The sequence below is a fragment of the Streptococcus periodonticum genome, from assembly GCF_003963555.1.
GTDB lineage: Bacteria > Bacillota > Bacilli > Lactobacillales > Streptococcaceae > Streptococcus > Streptococcus anginosus.
Map to the genome: position 1 here is coordinate 188,634 of NZ_CP034543.1, position 22,767 is coordinate 211,400.

Genomic DNA, 22,767 nt, shown 5'->3' on the forward strand with positions numbered 1-22,767 from the left:
TGTAGAAAGAAGAAGGAGTAAAAAACTTGGCAGGACATGAAGTTCAATACGGGAAACACCGTACTCGTCGTAGTTTTTCAAGAATCAAGGAAGTTCTTGATTTACCAAATTTGATTGAAATCCAGACAGATTCATTCAAAGATTTTCTTGACCATGGTTTGAAAGAAGTATTTGAAGATGTACTTCCTATCTCAAACTTTACAGATACAATGGAGCTAGAGTTTGTTGGTTATGAAATTAAAGAATCTAAATACACTTTAGAAGAAGCACGTATCCATGATGCCAGCTATTCTGCACCTATTTTTGTGACTTTCCGTTTGATTAATAAAGAAACTGGTGAAATCAAAACCCAAGAAGTGTTCTTTGGCGATTTCCCAATCATGACAGAAATGGGAACTTTCATTATCAATGGTGGTGAGCGGATTATCGTATCTCAGCTCGTTCGTTCTCCAGGTGTTTACTTCAACGATAAAGTAGACAAAAATGGTAAAGTTGGTTATGGTTCAACTGTCATTCCTAACCGTGGAGCTTGGTTAGAGCTGGAAACAGACTCAAAAGATATTGCTTATACTCGGATTGACCGTACCCGTAAGATTCCGTTTACGACACTTGTTCGTGCGCTTGGTTTTTCTGGCGATGATGAAATCTTTGACATTTTCGGCGACAGCGATCTCGTTCGCAACACGATTGAAAAGGATATTCATAAAAATCCAATGGATTCACGTACCGATGAAGCGCTTAAAGAAATCTATGAACGTCTTCGTCCAGGTGAGCCTAAAACAGCTGATAGCTCACGTAGTCTATTGGTCGCTCGTTTCTTTGATCCACATCGTTACGACTTGGCGGCAGTTGGTCGTTATAAAATCAATAAAAAATTAAACATTAAAACACGTTTGTTAAATCAAACGATTGCGGAGCCTTTGGTAGATCCAGAAACAGGTGAAATCTTGGTTGAAGCTGGAACTGTTATGACACGTAGTGTCATTGATAGCATTGCAGAATACTTGGACGGTGATTTGAATAAAATTACTTATATTCCAAATGATGCAGCTGTATTAACGGATCCAGTCGTTCTTCAAAAATTCAAAGTGGTGGCGCCAACTGATCCAGATCGCGTGGTGACTATTATTGGTAATGCCAACCCAGGAGATCGAGTTCATACGATTACGCCAGCAGATATTTTGGCTGAGATGAATTACTTCTTGAACCTCGCTGAAGGACTTGGTCGTGTGGATGATATTGACCACTTGGGAAATCGTCGGATTCGTGCCGTTGGTGAATTGCTTGCTAACCAAGTACGTCTTGGATTGTCTCGTATGGAGCGTAATGTTCGCGAGCGCATGAGTGTGCAAGATAATGAAGTGTTGACACCGCAACAAATCATCAATATCCGCCCAGTCACAGCAGCGATTAAAGAATTCTTTGGTTCATCTCAATTGTCTCAGTTCATGGACCAACACAACCCACTGTCTGAATTGTCTCACAAACGCCGTTTGTCAGCCTTGGGACCTGGTGGTTTGACTCGTGACCGTGCTGGATATGAAGTGCGTGACGTGCACTACACCCACTATGGACGTATGTGTCCAATTGAAACACCTGAAGGACCAAACATTGGTTTGATCAATAACTTGTCTTCTTATGGGCACTTGAATAAATATGGCTTTATCCAAACGCCGTATCGTAAAGTGGATCGTGAAACAGGTCTGGTCACCAATGAAATCGTTTGGCTGACAGCGGACGAAGAAGATGAATTTATCGTAGCGCAAGCAAATTCTAAATTAACAGAAGATGGTCGTTTTGCAGAAGCGATTGTCATGGGACGTCACCAAGGGAACAACCAAGAATTTCCTTCAGATCAAGTGGATTTCATGGATGTATCACCTAAGCAGGTAGTTGCGGTTGCGACAGCATGTATTCCGTTCCTTGAAAATGACGACTCAAACCGTGCTCTCATGGGTGCCAACATGCAACGTCAGGCGGTACCGTTGATTGATCCGCATGCACCATATGTTGGTACTGGTATGGAATACCAAGCAGCTCACGACTCTGGTGCGGCGATTATTGCACAACACGACGGTAAAGTTGTCTATTCTGATGCAGCCAAAGTTGAAGTTCGTCGTGAAGACGGTTCCCTTGATGTCTATCATATTACGAAATTCCGCCGTTCAAACTCTGGTACTTCTTACAACCAACGTACGCTGGTAAAAGTTGGCGATACAGTTGAAAAAGGTGACTTTATCGCAGACGGACCTTCGATGGAAAAAGGTGAAATGGCACTTGGACAAAATCCAATCGTTGCTTATATGACATGGGAAGGTTACAACTTTGAAGATGCCGTTATTATGAGTGAACGTTTAGTGAAAGACGATGTTTACACATCTGTTCACTTGGAAGAATTTGAATCAGAAACACGTGATACAAAGCTTGGACCTGAAGAAATTACGCGTGAAATTCCAAACGTCGGTGAAGATGCTTTGAGAGACCTTGACGAAATGGGAATTATCCGCATTGGTGCTGAGGTAAAAGAAGGCGACATTCTTGTCGGTAAAGTAACACCGAAAGGTGAAAAAGACTTATCTGCTGAAGAACGCCTGCTTCATGCAATCTTCGGTGATAAATCTCGTGAAGTACGTGATACCTCCCTTCGTGTACCACATGGTGGTGCAGGTGTTGTCCGTGATGTGAAAATCTTTACTCGTGCAAACGGTGATGAATTACAATCCGGTGTCAACATGTTGGTACGTGTTTACATCGCTCAAAAACGGAAAATCCGTGTTGGGGATAAGATGGCTGGACGCCACGGAAACAAAGGGGTTGTTTCCCGCATTGTTCCAGTTGAGGATATGCCGTATCTTCCAGACGGAACACCAGTTGATATCATGTTGAATCCTCTTGGGGTGCCGTCACGTATGAATATCGGACAAGTTATGGAACTGCACCTCGGTATGGCTGCTCGTAACCTTGGTATCCACATTGCAACGCCAGTCTTTGACGGGGCTAGCTCAGATGATCTTTGGGAAACCGTTCGTGAAGCAGGTATGGATAGCGATGCTAAGACAATCCTTTATGATGGACGTACTGGCGAACCGTTTGATAACCGTGTGTCCGTTGGTGTCATGTACATGATCAAACTCCACCACATGGTTGATGATAAGCTCCATGCCCGTTCCGTTGGTCCTTATTCAACCGTTACGCAACAACCTCTTGGTGGTAAAGCGCAGTTTGGTGGACAACGTTTTGGAGAAATGGAAGTTTGGGCTCTTGAAGCCTACGGTGCTTCTAACGTCCTTCAAGAAATCTTGACTTACAAGTCAGATGACATCAATGGTCGTTTGAGAGCTTATGAAGCCATTACCAAAGGTAAGCCAATTCCAAAACCAGGTGTTCCAGAATCCTTCCGTGTCCTTGTAAAAGAATTGCAATCACTTGGTCTTGACATGCGTGTCCTTGATGAAGACGACAATGAAGTCGAACTTCGTGACTTGGATGAAGGCATGGATGATGATGTGATTCATGTAGACGATCTTGAAAAAGCACGTGAAAAAGCAGCACAAGAAGCAAAAGCCGCTTTTGATGCTGAAGGGAAAGAATAAGAACTGATTCAATAGATAATAAAGAAAGGTAAGAAATAGTGGTTGATGTAAATCGTTTTCAAAGTATGCAAATCACCCTAGCTTCTCCTAGTAAAGTCCGCTCTTGGTCTTATGGAGAAGTGAAGAAACCTGAAACAATTAACTACCGCACACTAAAACCAGAACGCGAAGGACTTTTTGATGAAGTCATCTTTGGTCCTACGAAAGACTGGGAATGTGCATGTGGAAAATATAAACGGATTCGCTATAAAGGAATCATTTGTGATCGTTGTGGTGTTGAAGTAACTCGTACCAAAGTTCGTCGTGAACGCATGGGACATATTGAGTTGAAAGCCCCAGTCTCTCATATTTGGTATTTTAAAGGAATTCCAAGTCGCATGGGCTTGACCTTGGACATGAGCCCTCGTGCTCTTGAAGAAGTCATCTATTTTGCAGCTTATGTGGTGATTGATCCTAAAGATACACCACTTGAGCACAAATCCATTATGACGGAGCGGGAATATCGTGAACGCTTACGGGAATATGGTCAAGGTTCCTTTGTTGCAAAAATGGGTGCTGAAGCAATTCAAGATCTCTTGAAACAAGTAGATTTGGAAAAAGAAATTGCAGAGCTCAAAGATGAATTAAAAACGGCAACTGGTCAAAAACGTGTCAAGGCTATTCGTCGTTTGGATGTTTTAGATGCCTTCCAAAAATCTGGTAACAAGCCAGAATGGATGGTCTTAAACATCTTGCCAGTTATTCCGCCAGACTTACGTCCAATGCTTCAGTTGGACGGTGGACGTTTTGCCTCTTCTGACCTGAACGACCTTTACCGTCGTGTTATCAATCGGAATAATCGTTTGGCACGTCTTTTGGAACTAAATGCTCCTGGAATCATCGTGCAAAATGAAAAGCGGATGTTGCAAGAAGCGGTTGATGCTTTGATTGACAATGGTCGTCGTGGTCGTCCTATTACTGGACCAGGAAGCCGTCCGCTCAAATCATTGAGCCACATGCTCAAAGGGAAACAAGGACGTTTTCGTCAAAACTTGCTCGGAAAACGGGTTGACTTCTCGGGACGTTCGGTTATTGCGGTAGGTCCGACACTCAAGATGTACCAATGTGGTGTGCCACGTGAAATGGCTATTGAACTCTTCAAACCATTTGTCATGCGTGAAATTGTCGCGCGTGATATTGTGCAAAATGTCAAAGCTGCTAAGCGCTTGGTAGAACGGAATGATGAACGCATCTGGGATATTTTAGAAGATGTGATTAAAGAACACCCAGTGCTCCTTAACCGCGCACCGACGCTTCACAGATTAGGAATTCAAGCATTTGAGCCAGTCTTGATTGACGGGAAGGCTCTTCGTTTGCACCCACTTGTGTGTGAGGCTTATAATGCCGACTTTGACGGAGACCAAATGGCTATCCATGTGCCCTTGTCAGAAGAAGCTCAAGCAGAAGCACGGATTCTCATGCTGGCAGCCGAACACATCCTCAATCCAAAAGACGGGAAGCCAGTAGTAACCCCTTCACAGGATATGGTCTTGGGGAACTACTACCTGACTATGGAAGAAGCTGGTCGTGAAGGAGAAGGAATGGTCTTTAAAGACCGTGATGAAGCTGTAATGGCTCTCCGTAATGGCTATGTTCACTTACATACGCGTGTTGGGATTGCAACAGATAGTTTAAACAAACCATGGACAGAAAATCAAAAACACAAGATCCTCTTGACAACAGTGGGTAAGATTCTTTTTAATGATATCATGCCAGATGAATTGCCATATTTGCAAGAACCAAATGCTTCAAACATGGCAGAAGGTGTGCCAGCTAAGTATTTCTTAGAACCTGGTCAAGATGTCAAAGAAGCTATCAGTAAGCTAGAATTAAATGTACCATTCAAGAAGAAAAATCTTGGAAATATCATTGCTGAAATCTTCAAACGTTTCCGTACAACTGAAACATCTGCTTTCCTTGACCGTCTGAAAGATCTTGGCTATCATCATTCAACGTTAGCAGGCTTGACAGTAGGGATTGCTGATATTCCGGTCGTTGAAGATAAGGCAGAAATTATCGAAGAGTCTCACAAACGTGTGGAACAAATCACCAAACAATTCCGCCGTGGTATGATTACAGACGATGAACGCTACAATGCAGTTACTGCTGAATGGCGTGCAGCTCGTGAAAAATTGGAAAAACGTTTGGTTGCCAACCAAGATTCTAAGAACCCAATCGTTATGATGATGGACTCTGGAGCCCGTGGTAACATTTCTAACTTCTCACAACTTGCTGGTATGCGTGGTTTGATGGCCGCTCCTAATGGCCGCATCATGGAATTGCCTATTCTATCTAACTTCCGTGAAGGTTTGTCTGTTTTGGAAATGTTCTTCTCTACTCACGGTGCTCGTAAAGGGATGACTGATACAGCCCTTAAAACAGCTGACTCAGGTTATCTGACTCGCCGTTTGGTTGATGTGGCGCAAGATGTGATTATCCGTGAAGACGACTGTGGAACCGATCGTGGTCTTGTTATCCGCTCAATTACTGATGGTAAAGAAATGATTGAGCCATTAGAAGAACGCTTGATTGGTCGTTATACGAAGAAATCTGTTAAACATCCTGAAACAGGCGAAGTCATCGTTGGTCCAGACGTATTGATTACAGAAGATATGGCGCATGAGATTGTTAGCGCTGGTGTCGAAGAAGTCACTATTCGCTCTGTCTTTACATGTAATACACGTCATGGAGTTTGCCGTCGTTGTTACGGTATCAACTTGGCAACGGGTGATGCGGTTGAAGTCGGTGAGGCAGTCGGAACGATTGCTGCCCAATCTATCGGTGAACCTGGTACACAGCTTACAATGCGTACTTTCCACACGGGTGGTGTTGCCTCTAATACCGATATCACACAAGGTCTTCCTCGTGTCCAAGAAATCTTTGAAGCCCGCAATCCGAAAGGGGAAGCAGTTATTACTGAAGTTAAAGGCGAAGTGACTGCAATTGAAGAAGATGCTTCTACTCGGACTAAGAAAGTCTTTGTTAAGGGTGCAACTGGTGAAGGAGAATACGTTGTACCATTTACAGCTCGCATGAAAGTGGCTGTAGGAGATAAAATCTCTCGTGGTGCTGCTTTGACAGAAGGGTCTATTCAGCCTAAGCACTTGCTGGCTGTTCGTGATGTCTTGTCTGTTGAAACTTACTTGCTTGCTGAAGTACAAAAGGTTTACCGTAGCCAAGGGGTAGAAATCGGTGACAAACACATTGAGGTAATGGTTCGCCAGATGATTCGCAAAGTGCGTGTCATGGATCCAGGAGATACAGACCTTCTCATGGGTACACTCATGGATATCACAGACTTTACCGATGCTAACCGTGATGTGGTTATCTCTGGAGGAGTTCCTGCGACTGCTCGCCCAGTCCTCATGGGAATTACTAAAGCATCTCTTGAAACAAATAGTTTCTTGTCAGCTGCTTCCTTCCAAGAAACCACTCGTGTCCTCACAGACGCGGCTATCCGTGGTAAGAAAGACCACTTGCTTGGTCTTAAGGAAAATGTTATCATTGGTAAAATCATCCCAGCTGGTACAGGTATGGCTCGTTACCGTAACCTTGAACCGCAAGCTGTCAATGAAGTCGAAATTATCGAAGATACAACCGTAACAGAACCTGTGGAAGAAACTACTCCAGTAGAATAATAAAGAGTCGAGCCTTCTCGGCTCTTTCGTATTTAGATTTCATATTTTAGTCAAATTATTTTGTGAAAACTTTCTTTATATCAAGAAAACTTTTAGAAAATATGATATAATAGTTTCGTATAAAATAGAAAAAGGAGTTTTTGTAACATGGCAAAACTTACTGTTAAAGACGTTGAATTGAAAGGCAAAAAAGTCCTTGTTCGCGTTGATTTCAATGTGCCGCTTAAAGACGGAGTTATCACAAACGACAACCGTATCTCAGCTGCTCTTCCAACAATCAAGTATATCCTTGAACATGGTGGACGTGCTATTCTTTTCTCTCACCTTGGACGTGTGAAAGAAGAAGCTGATAAAGAAGGAAAATCTCTTGCACCAGTTGCGGCTGATTTAGCTAAAAAATTAGGTCAAGATGTTGCTTTCCTTCCAGGAGTAACTCGTGGAGCAGAGCTTGAAGCAGCTATCAATGCCCTTAAAGACGGTGAAGTTCTTCTTGTTGAAAACACTCGTTTTGAAGATGTTGATGGGAAGAAAGAATCTAAAAACGATCCAGAACTTGGTAAATATTGGGCAAGCCTTGGAGACGGTATCTTTGTAAATGATGCATTTGGTACAGCTCACCGTGCTCACGCATCTAACGTAGGTATCTCAGCAAACGTTGAGAAAGCAGTTGCAGGTTTCCTTCTTGAAAACGAAATTGCTTATATCAAAGAAGCTGTTGAAAATCCAGTTCGTCCATTCGTAGCAATCCTTGGTGGTTCTAAAGTATCAGACAAGATTGGTGTTATCGAAAATCTTCTTGAAAAAGCTGATAAAGTGCTTATCGGTGGTGGTATGACGTATACTTTCTACAAAGCACAAGGTATCGAAATCGGTAACTCACTTGTAGAAGAAGATAAGTTGGAGGTTGCAAAAGCTCTGCTTGAAAAAGCAAACGGTAAATTGATTTTGCCAGTTGACTCGAAAGAAGCAAATGCTTTTGCGGACTACACTGAAGTGAAAGATACTGACGGTGAAGCAGTAGATCCTGGCTTCCTTGGTTTGGATATCGGTCCTAAATCAATCGCTAAATTTGACCAAGAATTAACTGGTGCGAAAACAGTTGTTTGGAATGGTCCAATGGGTGTCTTTGAAAATCCTGACTTCCAAGCTGGTACAATCGGTGTCATGGATGCTATCGTGAAACAACCAGGCGTGAAATCTATTATCGGTGGTGGTGACTCAGCAGCGGCAGCTATCAACCTTGGTCGTGCAGACAAATTCTCATGGATTTCTACAGGCGGAGGCGCAAGCATGGAGCTTCTTGAAGGTAAAGTATTGCCAGGATTGGCTGCTCTTACAGAAAAATAAGGCGGTCAGTCAGAAATCTATGATTTCGTTGATTGTCATTTCTGATTTTTAGGGAACAACTTCAACTCATCCACTGGAAGAGTTGAACCCTGCAAGGCTGAATAGGTTGGTCACGAGCTTAGCGAAGTGAACTGCCATTCAGCTATTGCGCTATAAGTAGATGAAAAGGGCTGGATGTCAGCTCTTTTCTAGTGCACACGCTAGATTTTCTGCGAAACGAAGTGAGCTAAGAAAATCAGTGGAGGTAAAGATAAAGTACTGCCAGCTCTTGCAGCACTTATGGAACAATAATTCTAAAGGAGACTGGAACAAAAAATTTCCAGTCTTAAATTTATGTAATCATAAATGATGACTGCAGTAGCTGATTGCTCACAGCAGTACTTTAAGGTTGCAGTTAGGATTTGTGGCACAAGCTTCAACTTTTTAGAATGAAAAGAAATTGTTTTCATTTCTTGTAATCATTATTATCTTTTCTCTAAAATATGTTAGAATAAAGGTAAAAGGAAATGCGTGAATGGGTTATTTTAAAAAGTATAAGTTTGATAAGTCGAAATTTAAATTAGGAATGCGAACCTTTAAAACGGGGGTCGCGGTTTTTATTGTTCTTCTTATCTTTGGGCTTTTTGGTTGGAAAGGATTGCAGATCGGTTCTCTGACAGCTGTTTTCAGTTTGCGTGAAGATTTTGATAAGAGCGTCCATTTTGGAACCTCTCGTATTTTAGGAAATAGCATTGGTGGTTTGTATGCCTTGCTCTTCTTTCTCATCAATAACCTGTTTCATGAGCAGTTTTGGGTGACCTTACTGGTCGTTCCTATTTGTACGATGTTAACGATTATGACAAATGTTGCTATGAACAACAAAGCGGGAGTGATTGGTGGTGTCTCTGCCATGCTGATTATTACTTTATCTATTCCAACAGGAGAGACAGTTTTGTATGTATTTGCACGTGTCTTTGAGACTTTCATGGGGGTTTTCGTTGCCATGCTGGTCAATTCTGATGTGGATCGCTTGCGGAAAGTATTGAAATTAAAAAACGAAGAATAATGTTAGAAAATATAACATGGGTTCTTGACATAGAAATTTTTTCAGATTATAATAGAGCATGAGAAAGGAATTTGCAATGAAGGAAAAAGAATTTCGTCGCAATATGGCTGTTTTTCCCATTGGTAGCGTTATGAAATTGACGGATTTGACAGCACGTCAGATTCGTTATTATGAAGATCAAGAATTGATCAAGCCTGATCGAAATGAAGGAAATCGCCGCATGTATTCATTAAATGATATGGATCGCTTGTTGGAGATTAAAGATTACATTTCAGAAGGTTACAATATTGCTGCGATTAAGCGAAAATATGCCGAGCGCGAAGCGAAATACAAGAAGCCGGTGAGTGAGAAAGACGTTCGTCGAGCCCTTCATAAAGACATTTTACAACAAGGTCGCTTTGCTTCTTCCCTTCCACCATTTGGTCGTATGCATTGACCAATATCAATTTTTTTAAATTTCATAAGGAGATACTCATGCCAATTACAGTAGCTGACATTCGTCGCGAAGTGAAAGAAAAAAATGTTACCTTTATCCGTTTGATGTTTTCAGACGTTTTGGGAACAATGAAAAACGTTGAAATTCCAGCGACCGATGAACAGCTGAATAAAGTTTTGTCAAATAAAGTAATGTTTGACGGATCTTCCATTGAAGGTTTTGTGCGTATCAATGAGTCAGATATGTACCTTTATCCTGACTTGGATACATGGACGGTTTTCCCTTGGGGAGACGAAAACGGAAGTGTCGCAGGACTGATTTGCGATGTCTATACGACGGAAGGAACGCCTTTTAAAGGGGATCCGCGTGGAAATTTGAAACGCGCTTTACGTCACATGGAAGAATTAGGATTCAAATCCTTTAATTTAGGTCCTGAGCCAGAATTTTTCTTATTTAAACTTGATGAGAATGGTGATCCAACTCTTGAGGTAAATGATAAGGGTGGCTATTTTGACCTTGCTCCGACTGACCTGGCTGACAATACACGCCGTGAAATCGTCAATGTCCTTACAACAATGGGATTTGAAGTAGAAGCCAGTCACCATGAGGTAGCTATCGGTCAGCACGAAATTGACTTTAAATACGATGAAGTTCTCCGTGCCTGTGATAAGATTCAGTTGTTTAAGCTGGTTGTTAAGACAATTGCCCGCAAGCATGGTTTGTACGCTACTTTTATGGCAAAACCAAAATTTGGTATTGCTGGTTCAGGTATGCACTGTAACATGTCGCTCTTTAATCAAGACGGTCAGAATGCTTTCTTTGATCCAGAAGATCCAAATGGCATGCAATTATCAAAAACTGCCTATTATTTCCTTGGTGGTCTGATTAAGCATGCTTACAATTATACAGCTATCATGAACCCGACTGTTAACTCTTATAAACGTTTGGTTCCGGGTTATGAAGCTCCTGTGTATATTGCTTGGGCAGGACGGAATCGTTCTCCGCTTGTTCGTGTGCCAGCTTCACGCGGTATGGGAACCCGTTTGGAATTGCGCTCTGTTGACCCAATGGCTAACCCTTATATCGCTATGGCGGTTCTTCTTGAAGTTGGACTTCATGGGATTGAAAATAAAATTGAAGCACCTGCTCCAATTGAAGAAAATATCTATGTTATGACAGCAGAAGAGCGTAAAGAAGCAGGGATTACGGATCTTCCATCTACTCTCCACAATGCGGTAAAAGCACTAACAGAAGATGAAGTTGTAAAAGCTGCCTTGGGTAGTCATATCTATACAAGTTTTGTAGAAGCAAAACGCATCGAATGGGCAAGCTATGCCACTTTCGTTTCCCAATGGGAAGTAGATAACTACCTTGATTTGTATTAATAAATTGGAAATGAGGCTTAGAAAAAGTCTCGTTTTCTTATCTGATGAATGAAAAACGACTAATCAGAATAATGACACTTTTTTCTACAGTTTTGAGCAAATGGCGAAAAAACTTGTATAATGGAGCATATTTATTGAAAATTATGACATTTTCGGTATAATAAACAGAACAAAGGGAGGTGAAGCAGGTGTATCGTGTTATTGAAATGTATGGCAAAGATGAACCGTGGTGGTTTTTCGATGGCTGGGAAGCTAATATCGTATCAGTACAGCATTTTGATAACTATTATGCTGCTTTAAAATATTATAAACGCCAATGGCTGAAGTTAGCAGCTACTTTTCCTTTCTATAAAAGTCGAAGTGATTTGATGTCTATTTTTTGGGATACAGGAGATTTGCGCTGGTGCGAGGAATGTGGCGACTCTGTTCAGCAGTATCATTCTCTCGCTTTGTTGGAAAATGATGGTGTCATTCCTAAAGAGAAATGGAGACCGGGCTATAATAAACAAAATAGTGAAGAGGAACACCGTGCTTGCTCTCTAACGTTTAAATAATTTACAAAATGGTGATTTTTCATCATTTTTTTATTTTCTTCTGCGAATAATATAAAGTGAGGAGGAGATATGGTTCAAAACATTGCACAGGCTATTATTTGTCAGGCTAAGGAAGAACGAGCACAGGACATTTATTTTGTTCCGAAGGAAAATGTTTACGAGTTGTATATGCGAATTGGAGATGAACGCCGTTTTATATGCAATTATGAATTTGAAGAGCTAGCTGCTGTAATCAGTCATTTCAAGTTTACTGCTGGGATGAATGTCGGCGAAAAACGTAGAAGCCAGTTAGGATCTTGTGATTATCAATATGGTGATAAGAAAACGTCATTACGACTATCAACAGTAGGGGATTATCGTGGATACGAAAGTCTGGTGATTCGTTTATTGCATGATGAAGAGGCAGAGTTGAAGTTTTGGTTTGCTCAAATCCCAGAGTTAAAAGAACGCTTCAAACAACGAGGGCTTTATCTTTTTTCGGGACCGGTAGGAAGTGGTAAAACTACTCTTATGCACCAGTTGGCTCAAGAGCGTTTTGCCGATCAGCAAATCATGTCAATTGAAGATCCGGTTGAAATCAAACAAGCAGGGATGTTACAGCTGCAGCTGAACGAAGCGATTGGTTTAACTTATGAAAGTTTGATTAAACTTTCTCTTCGGCATCGACCAGATTTATTGATTATCGGAGAGATTCGTGATGCAGAGACAGCAAGGGCAGTTGTTCGAGCTAGCTTAACGGGAGTGACTGTTTTTTCAACTATTCATGCTAAAAGCGTACGAGGTGTCTATGAACGGTTGCTGGAGTTGGGAGTGACAGAAGCCGAGCTGAAAGTTGTCTTACAAGGGATTTGTTACCAACGCTTAATTGCGAAAGGAGGAATAGTGGATTTTGTCAGTGAGAAGTATCAAGAACACGAGCCAATCGATTGGAATAGGCAGATTGATCAGCTTCATGCAGCAGGACATATCAATCTTGAGCAGGCAGAAGCGGAAAAAATTATCCACAGTTAGGCAGAAAAAGGTCGTAGAGTTGCTGAATAATCTTTTTTCTAGTGGCTTTCATTTGGCAGAAATTATCGACTTTTTGAAGCGAAGTGCCTTGTTAGAAGAAGTCTATGTGGACAGGATGAAAGAGGGTTTGTCAACAGGAAAGCCTTTTTCGGACATTATGGCTAGTTTAGGTTTTTCAGATAATGTGGTAACACAACTTTCGCTGGCAGAATTACACGGAAATCTCTCACTCAGTCTGAGTAAGATTGAGGAATACTTGGAAAATGTCTCAAAAATTAAGAAAAAGTTGGTTGAAGTGGCGACTTATCCCTTTATTTTGTTTGTTTTTTTGATATTCATTATGCTGGGATTACGTAATTATTTACTCCCGCAACTCGATCGTCAAAATGTAGCAACGCAGATTATCAGTAATTTGCCGCAACTTTTTCTGGGTTCATTAGGGGTAGTCTTTGTTTTGTTCGTGATAGGTTTTTATTGGTTTCAGAAAAGCTCCAAAATAGCAGCATTTCGTTTGTTGGCTCGACTTCCTTTTTTTGGCACTTTTATTCAAACCTATTTGACAGCTTATTATGCGAGAGAATGGGGAAATATGATTGGTCAAGGTTTAGAACTCAGTCAGATTTTTCAGATGATGCAAGGGCAACGCTCTGCTATGTTTCAAGAAATTGGAAAAGATTTAGAAGTTGCGCTGCAAAATGGCCAGGAATTTTCACAAGTAGTGAAATATTATCCATTTTTTAAAAAGGAATTAGGCTTGATAATTGAATACGGTGAAGTGAAATCCAAATTGGGATGTGAATTAGAAGTTTATGCCCAAAAAACATGGGAGACATTTTTTAAACGTGTTCATCAAGCGATGAATGTTATTCAGCCACTAGCGTTTGTCTTTGTGGCCTTGATGATTGTATTGTTATATGCAGCCATGTTGCTGCCAATTTATCAAAATATGGAGGTTCAATTATGAAAAAATTAAAAAGTTTGAAGGTTAAAGGTTTTACTTTGGTAGAAATGTTAGTCGTGCTTCTTATCATCAGTGTTTTGATGCTTTTGTTCGTGCCGAATTTGACTAAGCAAAAAGAAGCGGTGACGGAAAAAGGAAATGCAGCGGTGGTAAAAGTTGTGGAAAGCCAGGCGGAGCTATTTGAGGTCAATCACACCAATGAAAAAGCGACACTCTCAAAATTAGTCAACGATGGCACGATTACAGACAAGCAGGCAGCATCTTATAAGGCTTACTATGCGAAACATACAAAAGAAGCTCGTTCTGTTGCAGATTAAGGGATTTACGCTTTTGGAAAGTTTGCTGACATTATTTATAACGAGTTTCTTATTGCTTGCGGTGTCGGGCTCTGTTCGTTCTTCTTTTGAACAGGTGGAAGAGCAGATTTTCTTTCTGGAGTTTGAGCATTTTTATCGGGAAAGTCAGAAGTTGAGTAGCTCGGCTCAAAGTCAGCTGGACATGAGTTTTTCTCGCGAGAGGATTTCCAATGGTTATACTCAGCTAGCGGTTCCTCATTCGATTCAAGCTCCAGATGAGTTGACACTTCATTTTGATAAGGCTGGTGGCAATTCATCGCTCGGAAAGATTGTCTTTCAGACGAAAAAGCAGACAGTTACGTATCAATTATATCTAGGAAATGGGAAATTTAAGAAAACAACGCGTTAGAGGAACGATTTTATTAGAGGCGCTGCTGGCTTTGGCTGTTTTTGCGACAATTGTGACCCTGTTGTTGGGACAAATTCACCAGTCTCGAAAAGCAGAAAATGACTTGCTTAGAGAAGAAGAAGTTTTAAGGGTAGCTAAAATGGCTTTGCAAACAAAGCAAAGTCATCTGACAATGAATGGTATTAAAGTGCGTGTTGAAACAAGTCAACAAGGTATTCAGATTTATCATGGAAGGGAACTAATTCTTGATGTTCAAGGCAAATAAAGTGAAAGCTTTTACCCTTTTAGAGGCTCTGGTTGCCCTCTTTGTCATTAGTGGAAGTGTGTTGCTGTTTCAATCTATGACGCGCCTTCTAGCTTCTGAAGTCCAAGCTCGTCAACACAGTGAACAACGAGAATGGCTTTTGTTTGCAGATCAACTAGAAGCAGAGTTGGCTCGTTCTTCATTTGAAAAGGTGGAGAATAATCGTTTATATATGAAACAGGACGGCAAGGTGATTGCATTTGGAAAGTCAAGTGGACAGGATTTCAGAAAAACTAATGCGAATGGGAAAGGTTACCAGCCGATGGTTTATGATGTGGAAAAAGCAGAAATCTCACAGAAAAATGAGCTGATTCATATCAGAATGACGTTTAAGCGAGGATTGGAAAGGGAGTTCGTCTATTGTGTGGAAACAAAGAGTTAAAGCAGGTATTATGCTCTATGCCCTTTTTATAACAGCTGTCTTTAGCTTGCTTTTGCAATTTTACCTTCATCGGCAAACTGCTAATCACAGGAATTTTGCTTTGAACAAAGAAGGAACACAGGCTTATACAATGGCTCTTCTAGCAAATAAAAATTCTAAGCAAAGAGAATTTGATAAAGGGCATGTCCAAGACCAAAAGAGTGAGAAAGAACTCATCCTGACCGTAACAATGAAGACTGGTCGCCGTTATCAATTTTCTTTTCCGCTTGAGAAGACCAGCCAAAACAATGACAAACTAGACAAATAAGCGAGAATAGAACTGTATGTAAGTAACTGAGGATTCGCTCGCAAAAAGAGCTGAATTTTGGTATGATAGGGAGCGGAGGATGCTATGAATTTTGAAAAAATTGAACAGACCTATATGCTCTTGTTAGAAAATGTCCAAGAAATCCAAAATGATCTTTTAACGAGCTTTTATGATGCTTTGATAGAGCAAAATGGCAGCTATCTGGACGGGGATATTGAACTAGATAGTGTTCGGCAGAACAATGAAAAACTGAAAGCGTTGAAATTAAGTAAAGAGGAATGGCGCCGAGCCTACCAATTTTTGCTGATGAAAGCAGCTCAAACAGAGCCTTTGCAAGCCAATCATCAATTTACTCCAGATTCTATCGGGTTTATCTTAACTTTTCTCATTGACCAATTGAGTAAAAAAGAACACATTGATATTTTGGAAATTGGTAGCGGAATGGGGAATTTAGCAGAGACGATTCTCAATAATACACAAAAAAATATGGATTATCTAGGACTGGAATTGGACGATCTGCTAATTGATATATCAGCCAGTATCGCAGATGTGATGGATGCAAAAGTTAGTTTTGTGCAAGGTGATGCAGTGCGTCCGCAAGTATTGAAAGAAAGCGATGTGATTATCAGTGATTTACCAGTTGGCTTTTATCCTGATGATAGCATTGCGGCGCGCTATGAAGTGGCTAGTACACAGGATCATACCTATGCTCATCATTTGTTAATGGAACAATCGCTCAAGTATCTCAAATCAGGCGGTTATGCTATTTTCCTTGCACCAAATGATTTATTGACTAGTTCGCAAAGTGATTTATTGAAGAAATGGCTACAAAAGCATGCACAAATAGTTGCAATGATTGCGTTACCAGAGTCTCTTTTTGGAAATGCAGCATACGCTAAAACAATTTTTGTACTGAAAAAGCAAGATGAACAAGCTGTCAAACCATTTGTTTATGCTTTATCTGATTTGCAGAATCAAGCGGATTTATTGACATTTAGCGAAAAGTTTCAAAATTGGAGCCAAGAAAGTGAAATTTAAACAAGTTTTTGATATAATAAATGAAAACGCTTAAAAGAGGTAGTTTATGTCAAAAACAATTTCAATCAATGCTGGAAGTTCAAGTCTAAAATGGCAATTATACGAAATGCCAGCTGAAAAGGTTATTGCCAAAGGGCTGATTGAACGGATTGGTCTCAAGGGCTCCATTTCAACAGTAAAATTTGATGGTCGTGCAGAAAAGCAAATTTTAGATATTGATGATCATACGCAAGCTGTAAAAATTTTGTTAGATGACTTGATGCGCTTTGGTATTATCAAATCCTATGAAGAAATCACAGGTGTCGGTCATCGTGTTGTTGCAGGTGGTGAATACTTTAAAGAATCTGCACTTGTTGATAGCGAAGAAGTGATTCAAAAAGTAGAAGAATTAGCGCTTCTTGCACCACTTCATAACAAAGCAAATGCAGCAGGAATTCGTGCCTTTAAAGAATTGTTGCCAGACATTATAAGTGTCGTTGTGTTTGATACATCTTTCCATACAACAATGCCAGAAAAAGCCTATCGTTATCCATTACCGACTAAGTACTATACGGAGAACAAGGTTCGCAAATATGGCGCTCATGGTACAAGTCATCAGTATGTTGCCAAGGAAGCCGCCAAAACGCTTGGTAAGCCACTTGAAGAGTTGAAGCTAATTACTTGTCATATTGGGAATGGCGCTTCTATTACAGCGGTTGATAAAGGAATTTCTGTAGACACTTCAATGGGCTTTACTCCGCTAGGTGGCGTGATGATGGGAACTCGCACAGGGGATATTGACCCGGCTATCATTCCTTATTTGATAGAGCATACAGAAGATTTTAATACACCAGAAGACATCAATTATATTTTAAACAAACAGTCTGGGCTTCTAGGAGTATCTGAAACATCAAGTGATATGCGCGACATTATTGCAGGAATGCATGAAGGCAATCATAATTGTAAACTGGCTTTTGACATTTTTGTTGATCGCATTCAAAAACATATCGGTCAATATTTTGCTGTTTTAAATGGTGCGGATGCGATTATTTTCACAGCTGGCATCGGAGAAAATTCTGATGAGGTGCGCGAAGCTGTTATTTCAGGTCTATCTTGGTTTGGTTGCGATATTTTACCGGAAAAAAATGTACGTGGAGCTGAAGGGATCATCTCAAGTGATGCTGCTAAGGTGAAAGTGCTTGTCATTCCTACAGATGAAGAATTAGTTATTGCACGTGATGTTGAGCGATTCAAAAACCAAAAATAAAACTTGGAATTTACAAGTCATAATATTTAAGAAGAGAAGCTGAGACAGACAGCCATGAGTGCGCAGCAATCATGGCTGTCTGTCTCACTCTCTTTCATTTTTAGTTTGAAAAAAGATTGTTGAAGTGATTACCTAATGCTCCTGGAACATAAAATGTGAATAAAAATGTCTGAATCAACCGTACAGGTAGGAGAATGAGCTGTTTAAAAGTCTTTTGATTTCCTCTATACTTTCTTTTTGAACTATACCAATTTTCTTGTTGACAAATTCACAATAAAATTATATACTGATTTCGCTTGTTTTGGATAGCTAGGATTAGACTATACCAATTTATAAAACGAAGGAGGAGATAGCAGACTTCTGAAAGTTGTTTGCTATAAATAATAGTATGTGTGGAATCGTTGGAGTTGTTGGAAATCGAAATGCAACAGATATTTTAATGCAAGGTCTAGAAAAATTAGAATACCGGGGTTATGATTCGGCTGGGATTTTTGTGACCAATGGGAAAACATCTAGTTTGGTGAAATCAGTTGGTCGCATAGCTGATCTTCGTGCAAAAATCGGGATTGACGTGGCTGGAACTGCTGGTATTGGCCATACACGTTGGGCAACGCATGGAAAACCAAGCGAAAGCAATGCGCATCCGCATACTTCTCAAACGGGACGCTTTGTTTTGGTGCATAATGGTGTGATTGAAAATTACCTAGACATCAAGAACACTTATCTTGCTGGACATGATTTGAAAGGTCAAACGGATACAGAAATTGCGGTTCACTTGATTGGAAAATTCGTTGAGGAAGAGAATTTATCAGTTCTTGAAGCATTCAAAAAAGCTCTTCATATTATTGAAGGCTCTTATGCCTTTGCTTTGATGGATGCTGAAGATGCAGATACAGTTTATGTTGCCAAAAATAAATCCCCTCTTTTGGTTGGCTTAGGAGAAGGCTACAATATGGTCTGCTCGGATGCTATGGCAATGATCCGTGAAACAAGTGAATTTATGGAAATTCACGACAAAGAATTGGTTATTGTGACAAAAGATAGTGTTCACGTGCAAGATTATGATGGTAATCCTATTGAACGTGAAAGCTACACAGCAGAGCTTGATTTGTCAGACATTGGTAAAGGCACTTATCCTTACTACATGTTGAAGGAAATTGATGAGCAGCCAACTGTGATGCGCAAACTCATTCAAGCTTACACCGATGAAAATGATCAAGTTTCAGTAGATCCAGCCATTATCAAAGCTGTTCAAGAAGCGGACCGTTTGTATATTCTTGCGGCTGGGACATCTTACCATGCTGGTTTTGCGACCAAGCGCATGCTAGAAGAATTGACAGACACACCGGTTGAATTGGGGATTTCTTCTGAATGGGGCTACAGATGGCCATTGCTTAGCAAGAAACCAATGTTTATCTTGATCAGCCAATCTGGCGAAACAGCCGACAGCCGTCAGGTTTTGGTCAAAGCCAATGCTATGGGAATTCCAAGTTTGACGGTGACCAATGTACCGGGTTCAACTTTGTCTCGTGAAGCGACTCACACGATGTTACTTCATGCAGGGCCAGAGATTGCAGTTGCTTCTACAAAAGCCTACACAGCACAAATTGCGACTCTAGCATTCCTTGCGAAAGCAGTTGGCGATGCCAATGGCAATGAAAAAGCAAAGCAGTTTGATTTAGTGCATGAATTATCCATTGTGGCGCAAGCCATTGAGGCTACGCTATCTGAAAAAGACAGTATTGACGAAAAAGTGCGTGATCTGCTCGCTACAACACGCAATGCTTTCTATATTGGTCGAGGGCAAGACTATTATGTTGCCATGGAAGCCAGCTTGAAATTAAAAGAAATTTCCTATATCCAGTGTGAAGGATTTGCTGCGGGAGAGTTAAAACATGGAACGATTTCCTTGATTGAAGACGGTACGCCAGTAATCGCCTTAATTTCGTCCGATGAGCAATTGGCCAGTCATACTCGTGGGAATGTATCAGAAGTGGTGGCGCGTGGTGCAAATGTCTTGACCGTTGTAGAAGAAAATGTAGCAAAAGAAGGAGACGATATTGTTTTAATGTCTGTTCATCCATATTTATCACCAATTTCTATGGTCGTGCCTACGCAGTTGATTGCTTACTTTGCAACTCTACATCGTGGACTTGATGTGGATAAGCCACGGAACTTGGCTAAATCTGTAACAGTTGAATAATACCTATGAAGAATCATCAAGTGTTGGCTTGGTGATTTTTTAGTTCCATTGAGATAAAGGGGAAGTTTGATTTTTAAAAATTATGTAAAATATAAAGATTTAAACTAGAAAGACTAATATTAAATCAATTTTAAAAAAGAAAAACGCAAAAATTATGTAAATTTTTTCTAAAAATCTATTGACTTTTTTATTTTTATAGTATATAATTACATTTGTAAACGGAAAGGAATAAAATCCGTTACACTCGTCCAAACAAGATGAAATTCCTAGCTGTGTTCAGTTAAAAGGATTTCATCTCTATTTTGGAAGAGGTTTAAAATTATGTAAACTATTGACTGCCTTTTATAAATATAAATCCAAAAGATAGAGTTGCTCACTTTGTCTTATATTTTAAGCAGTTGCAAAAATTATGTAAAATAACAAGTGAGGTACAGATATGAACAACAACTACAACAACTTTGATAACATGGATGATCTTTTCAACCAATTGATGGGAAGAATGGGCGGTTTTAATAGTGAAAATCGACGTTATCTCATCAATGGACGTGAAGTAACACCAGAAGAATTTGCACAATACCGAGCAACGGGAAAACTGCCGAAACAAGCAGTAGAGGGTCAAAACCCGCAAATGCAAGGACAAGCAGGTGCTCCAAAGCAAGATGGCATTTTAGCAAAATTGGGTCGCAATTTGACAGAAGAAGCGCGCCAGAATATGCTGGATCCCGTTATTGGACGCAATAAGGAAATTCAAGAAACAGCAGAAGTTCTGTCTCGTCGGACGAAGAATAATCCAGTGCTAGTCGGAGATGCTGGGGTTGGTAAGACCGCAGTTGTCGAAGGTTTGGCACAAGCGATTGTCAACGGCGATGTCCCTGCTGCTATTAAAAATAAGGAAATTATTTCTGTAGATATTTCTGGCTTAGAAGCAGGTACGCAATATCGCGGTAGCTTTGAAGAAAATATTCAAAATTTAGTATCTGAAGTGAAAGAGGCCGGCAATATCATTCTCTTCTTTGATGAAATTCATCAAATTCTCGGTGCTGGAAGCACAGGCGGTGATAGTGGATCAAAAGGTCTAGCAGATATTTTGAAACCAGCTTTATCTCGTGGAGATTTAACGGTGATTGGTGCGACGACGCAAGATGAATACCGCAATACCATTTTGAAAAATGCGGCTTTGGCTCGTCGTTTCAATGAAGTAAAAGTAAATGCTCCGTCTGCAGAAGATACTTATAAGATTTTGCAAGGGATTCGTGATTTGTACGAAAAACACCACAATGTCATCTTGCCAGATGAAGTGTTAAAAGCAGCTGTGGATTATTCGATTCAATACATTCCGCAACGCAGTTTACCAGATAAAGCGATTGACCTAGTGGATGTGACAGCAGCTCACTTGGCAGCTCAACACCCTGTTACAGACGTACACGCCGTGGAACGTGAAATCGCAGAGCAAAAGGCCAAACAAGGAGCTGCAGTTGAAAAAGAAGATTTTGAAACGGCTTTGAATGCTAAGATGCGCATTGAAGAGCTGGAAAAGAAAATTGAAAATCATACAGAAGACATGAAAGTGACAGCAACTGTCAATGATGTGGCAGAGTCTGTAGAACGCATGACGGGTATTCCTGTTTCCCAAATGGGCAGCAGCGATATTGAGCGCTTGAAAGAGATGAATGCGCGCTTGAAAACAAAAGTCATTGGACAAAATGAAGCAGTTGAAGCGGTGGCGCGTGCTATTCGTCGGAATCGTGCAGGCTTTGATGAAGGAAACCGTCCAATTGGTAGCTTCCTTTTTGTCGGACCAACTGGGGTCGGAAAAACAGAGCTGGCTAAGCAATTAGCGCTTGATATGTTTGGTACAAAAGATGCGATTATCCGTTTGGATATGTCTGAATACTCTGACCGTACAGCCGTGTCGAAGTTGATTGGTACAACAGCTGGTTATGTGGGATATGATGACAACAGCAATACGTTGACAGAACGTGTTCGTCGCAATCCATACTCGATCATTTTGCTGGACGAAATCGAAAAAGCAGACCCACAAGTCATCACGCTGTTACTGCAAGTTTTAGATGATGGTCGTTTGACAGATGGACAAGGAAACACTGTCAACTTTAAGAATACAGTTATTATTGCTACTTCTAACGCAGGATTTGGTTATGAAAGCTTTACAGGCGACGAAGAAAAGGATATGAAAATTATGGATCGGTTGAAACCATACTTCCGTCCAGAATTCTTGAACCGTTTCAATGCAGTCATTGAATTCTCTCATCTTAGTAAAGAAGATTTGGCTGAAATTGTTGAATTGATGCTGGATGAAGTCAATCAAACGCTTGCTAAAAAAGGCATCACTCTGACGGTAACGGATGCCGCAAAAGCTTATCTAGCAGAAGAAGGTTACGATGAAGTCATGGGTGTTCGTCCGCTTCGCCGTGTGATTGAACAACAAATCCGTGACAAAGTAACAGATTATCATCTGGATCATCTGGATGTGAAACATCTTTTGGCAGATCTTAAAGATGATGAATTAGTCATTGAGGAAGCAACAGATGATTCAGCTACAAAAGCATAATTCT

The 22,767-nt window shown here is 40.6% G+C and carries 18 protein-coding genes; all 18 read left to right on the forward strand.

Annotated features, from left to right (window positions below):
• The first annotated feature begins 26 nt into the window (after nucleotides 1-26).
• The 18 genes from rpoB (at nucleotide 27) to EHW89_RS01085 (ending at nucleotide 22,763) form a co-directional block, all read left to right on the forward strand.
• A complete protein-coding gene (gene rpoB, locus EHW89_RS01000) occupies nucleotides 27-3,593 on the forward strand; it encodes a DNA-directed RNA polymerase subunit beta (protein WP_106101063.1) in 3,567 nt (1,188 codons plus the stop codon).
• A gap of 38 nt (nucleotides 3,594-3,631) precedes the next feature.
• Complete coding sequence (rpoC, locus tag EHW89_RS01005; RefSeq protein WP_126466434.1) at nucleotides 3,632-7,270, forward strand: DNA-directed RNA polymerase subunit beta'; 3,639 nt, start codon at nucleotides 3,632-3,634, stop codon at nucleotides 7,268-7,270.
• A gap of 147 nt (nucleotides 7,271-7,417) precedes the next feature.
• Nucleotides 7,418-8,617 carry a phosphoglycerate kinase gene (locus EHW89_RS01010; protein ID WP_021001230.1) on the forward strand — a complete coding sequence of 400 codons (1,200 nt, stop codon included), beginning with the start codon at nucleotides 7,418-7,420 and terminating at the stop codon, nucleotides 8,615-8,617.
• A gap of 514 nt (nucleotides 8,618-9,131) precedes the next feature.
• The gene (locus EHW89_RS01015) at nucleotides 9,132-9,662 is read left to right on the forward strand and encodes an FUSC family protein (RefSeq protein ID WP_126466435.1); all 531 of its coding nucleotides are present in this window, start codon (nucleotides 9,132-9,134) and stop codon (nucleotides 9,660-9,662) included.
• A 76-nt stretch (nucleotides 9,663-9,738) separates the two neighbouring features.
• Complete coding sequence (locus EHW89_RS01020; RefSeq protein WP_003028467.1) at nucleotides 9,739-10,098, forward strand: MerR family transcriptional regulator; 360 nt, start codon at nucleotides 9,739-9,741, stop codon at nucleotides 10,096-10,098.
• A 38-nt stretch (nucleotides 10,099-10,136) separates the two neighbouring features.
• Nucleotides 10,137-11,483 (forward strand): type I glutamate--ammonia ligase, encoded by a 1,347-nt coding sequence (gene glnA / locus EHW89_RS01025; RefSeq protein WP_126466436.1) that lies wholly within the window; start codon nucleotides 10,137-10,139, stop codon nucleotides 11,481-11,483.
• A 188-nt stretch (nucleotides 11,484-11,671) separates the two neighbouring features.
• Nucleotides 11,672-12,037: a DUF1033 family protein gene (locus tag EHW89_RS01030; RefSeq protein ID WP_126466437.1), complete on the forward strand. Its 366-nt coding sequence runs from the start codon at nucleotides 11,672-11,674 to the stop codon at nucleotides 12,035-12,037.
• Nucleotides 12,038-12,106: 69 nt separating this feature from the next.
• Nucleotides 12,107-13,048 carry a competence type IV pilus ATPase ComGA gene (gene comGA, locus EHW89_RS01035; protein ID WP_126466438.1) on the forward strand — a complete coding sequence of 314 codons (942 nt, stop codon included), beginning with the start codon at nucleotides 12,107-12,109 and terminating at the stop codon, nucleotides 13,046-13,048.
• On the forward strand, nucleotides 12,990-14,012 hold the full coding sequence (gene comGB, locus EHW89_RS01040) for a competence type IV pilus assembly protein ComGB (protein WP_193552982.1): 1,023 nt from the start codon (nucleotides 12,990-12,992) through the stop codon (nucleotides 14,010-14,012). Before comGA ends, comGB begins: the two co-directional genes overlap by 59 nt.
• Nucleotides 14,009-14,326, forward strand: a complete 318-nt coding sequence (comGC, locus tag EHW89_RS01045; RefSeq protein WP_126466440.1) for a competence type IV pilus major pilin ComGC — start codon at nucleotides 14,009-14,011, stop codon at nucleotides 14,324-14,326. The genes comGB and comGC overlap by 4 nt, the downstream gene beginning before the upstream one ends.
• A complete protein-coding gene (gene comGD, locus EHW89_RS01050; RefSeq protein WP_003026995.1) occupies nucleotides 14,286-14,714 on the forward strand; it encodes a competence type IV pilus minor pilin ComGD in 429 nt (142 codons plus the stop codon). Before comGC ends, comGD begins: the two co-directional genes overlap by 41 nt.
• On the forward strand, nucleotides 14,686-14,979 hold the full coding sequence (gene comGE / locus EHW89_RS01055; protein WP_003032294.1) for a competence type IV pilus minor pilin ComGE: 294 nt from the start codon (nucleotides 14,686-14,688) through the stop codon (nucleotides 14,977-14,979). The genes comGD and comGE overlap by 29 nt, the downstream gene beginning before the upstream one ends.
• Complete coding sequence (comGF, locus tag EHW89_RS01060; protein ID WP_003032293.1) at nucleotides 14,963-15,400, forward strand: competence type IV pilus minor pilin ComGF; 438 nt, start codon at nucleotides 14,963-14,965, stop codon at nucleotides 15,398-15,400. The genes comGE and comGF overlap by 17 nt, the downstream gene beginning before the upstream one ends.
• Nucleotides 15,381-15,707: a competence type IV pilus minor pilin ComGG gene (comGG, locus tag EHW89_RS01065; protein WP_018543596.1), complete on the forward strand. Its 327-nt coding sequence runs from the start codon at nucleotides 15,381-15,383 to the stop codon at nucleotides 15,705-15,707. Before comGF ends, comGG begins: the two co-directional genes overlap by 20 nt.
• An 84-nt stretch (nucleotides 15,708-15,791) precedes the next feature.
• Nucleotides 15,792-16,745, forward strand: a complete 954-nt coding sequence (locus tag EHW89_RS01070; RefSeq protein ID WP_126466441.1) for a class I SAM-dependent methyltransferase — start codon at nucleotides 15,792-15,794, stop codon at nucleotides 16,743-16,745.
• A gap of 46 nt (nucleotides 16,746-16,791) precedes the next feature.
• Nucleotides 16,792-17,991 (forward strand): acetate kinase, encoded by a 1,200-nt coding sequence (locus EHW89_RS01075; protein WP_126466442.1) that lies wholly within the window; start codon nucleotides 16,792-16,794, stop codon nucleotides 17,989-17,991.
• A gap of 388 nt (nucleotides 17,992-18,379) precedes the next feature.
• Complete coding sequence (gene glmS, locus EHW89_RS01080; RefSeq protein WP_126466443.1) at nucleotides 18,380-20,194, forward strand: glutamine--fructose-6-phosphate transaminase (isomerizing); 1,815 nt, start codon at nucleotides 18,380-18,382, stop codon at nucleotides 20,192-20,194.
• A gap of 436 nt (nucleotides 20,195-20,630) precedes the next feature.
• Nucleotides 20,631-22,763, forward strand: a complete 2,133-nt coding sequence (locus EHW89_RS01085; protein WP_126466444.1) for an ATP-dependent Clp protease ATP-binding subunit — start codon at nucleotides 20,631-20,633, stop codon at nucleotides 22,761-22,763.
• Nucleotides 22,764-22,767 lie beyond the last annotated feature (4 nt).

What these genes read in the sequence shown, in the direction of transcription:
- EHW89_RS01010 (WP_021001230.1), top strand. Translation starts at nt 7,418, where the DNA reads ATGGCAAAACTTACTGTTAAAGACGTTGAATTGAAAGGCAAAAAAGTC.
- EHW89_RS01015 (WP_126466435.1), top strand. Translation starts at nt 9,132, where the DNA reads ATGGGTTATTTTAAAAAGTATAAGTTTGATAAGTCGAAATTTAAATTA.
- EHW89_RS01020 (WP_003028467.1), top strand. Translation starts at nt 9,739, where the DNA reads ATGAAGGAAAAAGAATTTCGTCGCAATATGGCTGTTTTTCCCATTGGT.
- glnA (WP_126466436.1), top strand. Translation starts at nt 10,137, where the DNA reads ATGCCAATTACAGTAGCTGACATTCGTCGCGAAGTGAAAGAAAAAAAT.
- comGA (WP_126466438.1), top strand. Translation starts at nt 12,107, where the DNA reads ATGGTTCAAAACATTGCACAGGCTATTATTTGTCAGGCTAAGGAAGAA.
- comGB (WP_193552982.1), top strand. Translation starts at nt 12,990, where the DNA reads ATGCAGCAGGACATATCAATCTTGAGCAGGCAGAAGCGGAAAAAATTA.
- comGC (WP_126466440.1), top strand. Translation starts at nt 14,009, where the DNA reads ATGAAAAAATTAAAAAGTTTGAAGGTTAAAGGTTTTACTTTGGTAGAA.
- comGD (WP_003026995.1), top strand. Translation starts at nt 14,286, where the DNA reads ATGCGAAACATACAAAAGAAGCTCGTTCTGTTGCAGATTAAGGGATTT.
- comGE (WP_003032294.1), top strand. Translation starts at nt 14,686, where the DNA reads ATGGGAAATTTAAGAAAACAACGCGTTAGAGGAACGATTTTATTAGAG.
- comGF (WP_003032293.1), top strand. Translation starts at nt 14,963, where the DNA reads ATGTTCAAGGCAAATAAAGTGAAAGCTTTTACCCTTTTAGAGGCTCTG.
- EHW89_RS01070 (WP_126466441.1), top strand. Translation starts at nt 15,792, where the DNA reads ATGAATTTTGAAAAAATTGAACAGACCTATATGCTCTTGTTAGAAAAT.
- EHW89_RS01075 (WP_126466442.1), top strand. Translation starts at nt 16,792, where the DNA reads ATGTCAAAAACAATTTCAATCAATGCTGGAAGTTCAAGTCTAAAATGG.
- glmS (WP_126466443.1), top strand. Translation starts at nt 18,380, where the DNA reads ATGTGTGGAATCGTTGGAGTTGTTGGAAATCGAAATGCAACAGATATT.
- EHW89_RS01085 (WP_126466444.1), top strand. Translation starts at nt 20,631, where the DNA reads ATGAACAACAACTACAACAACTTTGATAACATGGATGATCTTTTCAAC.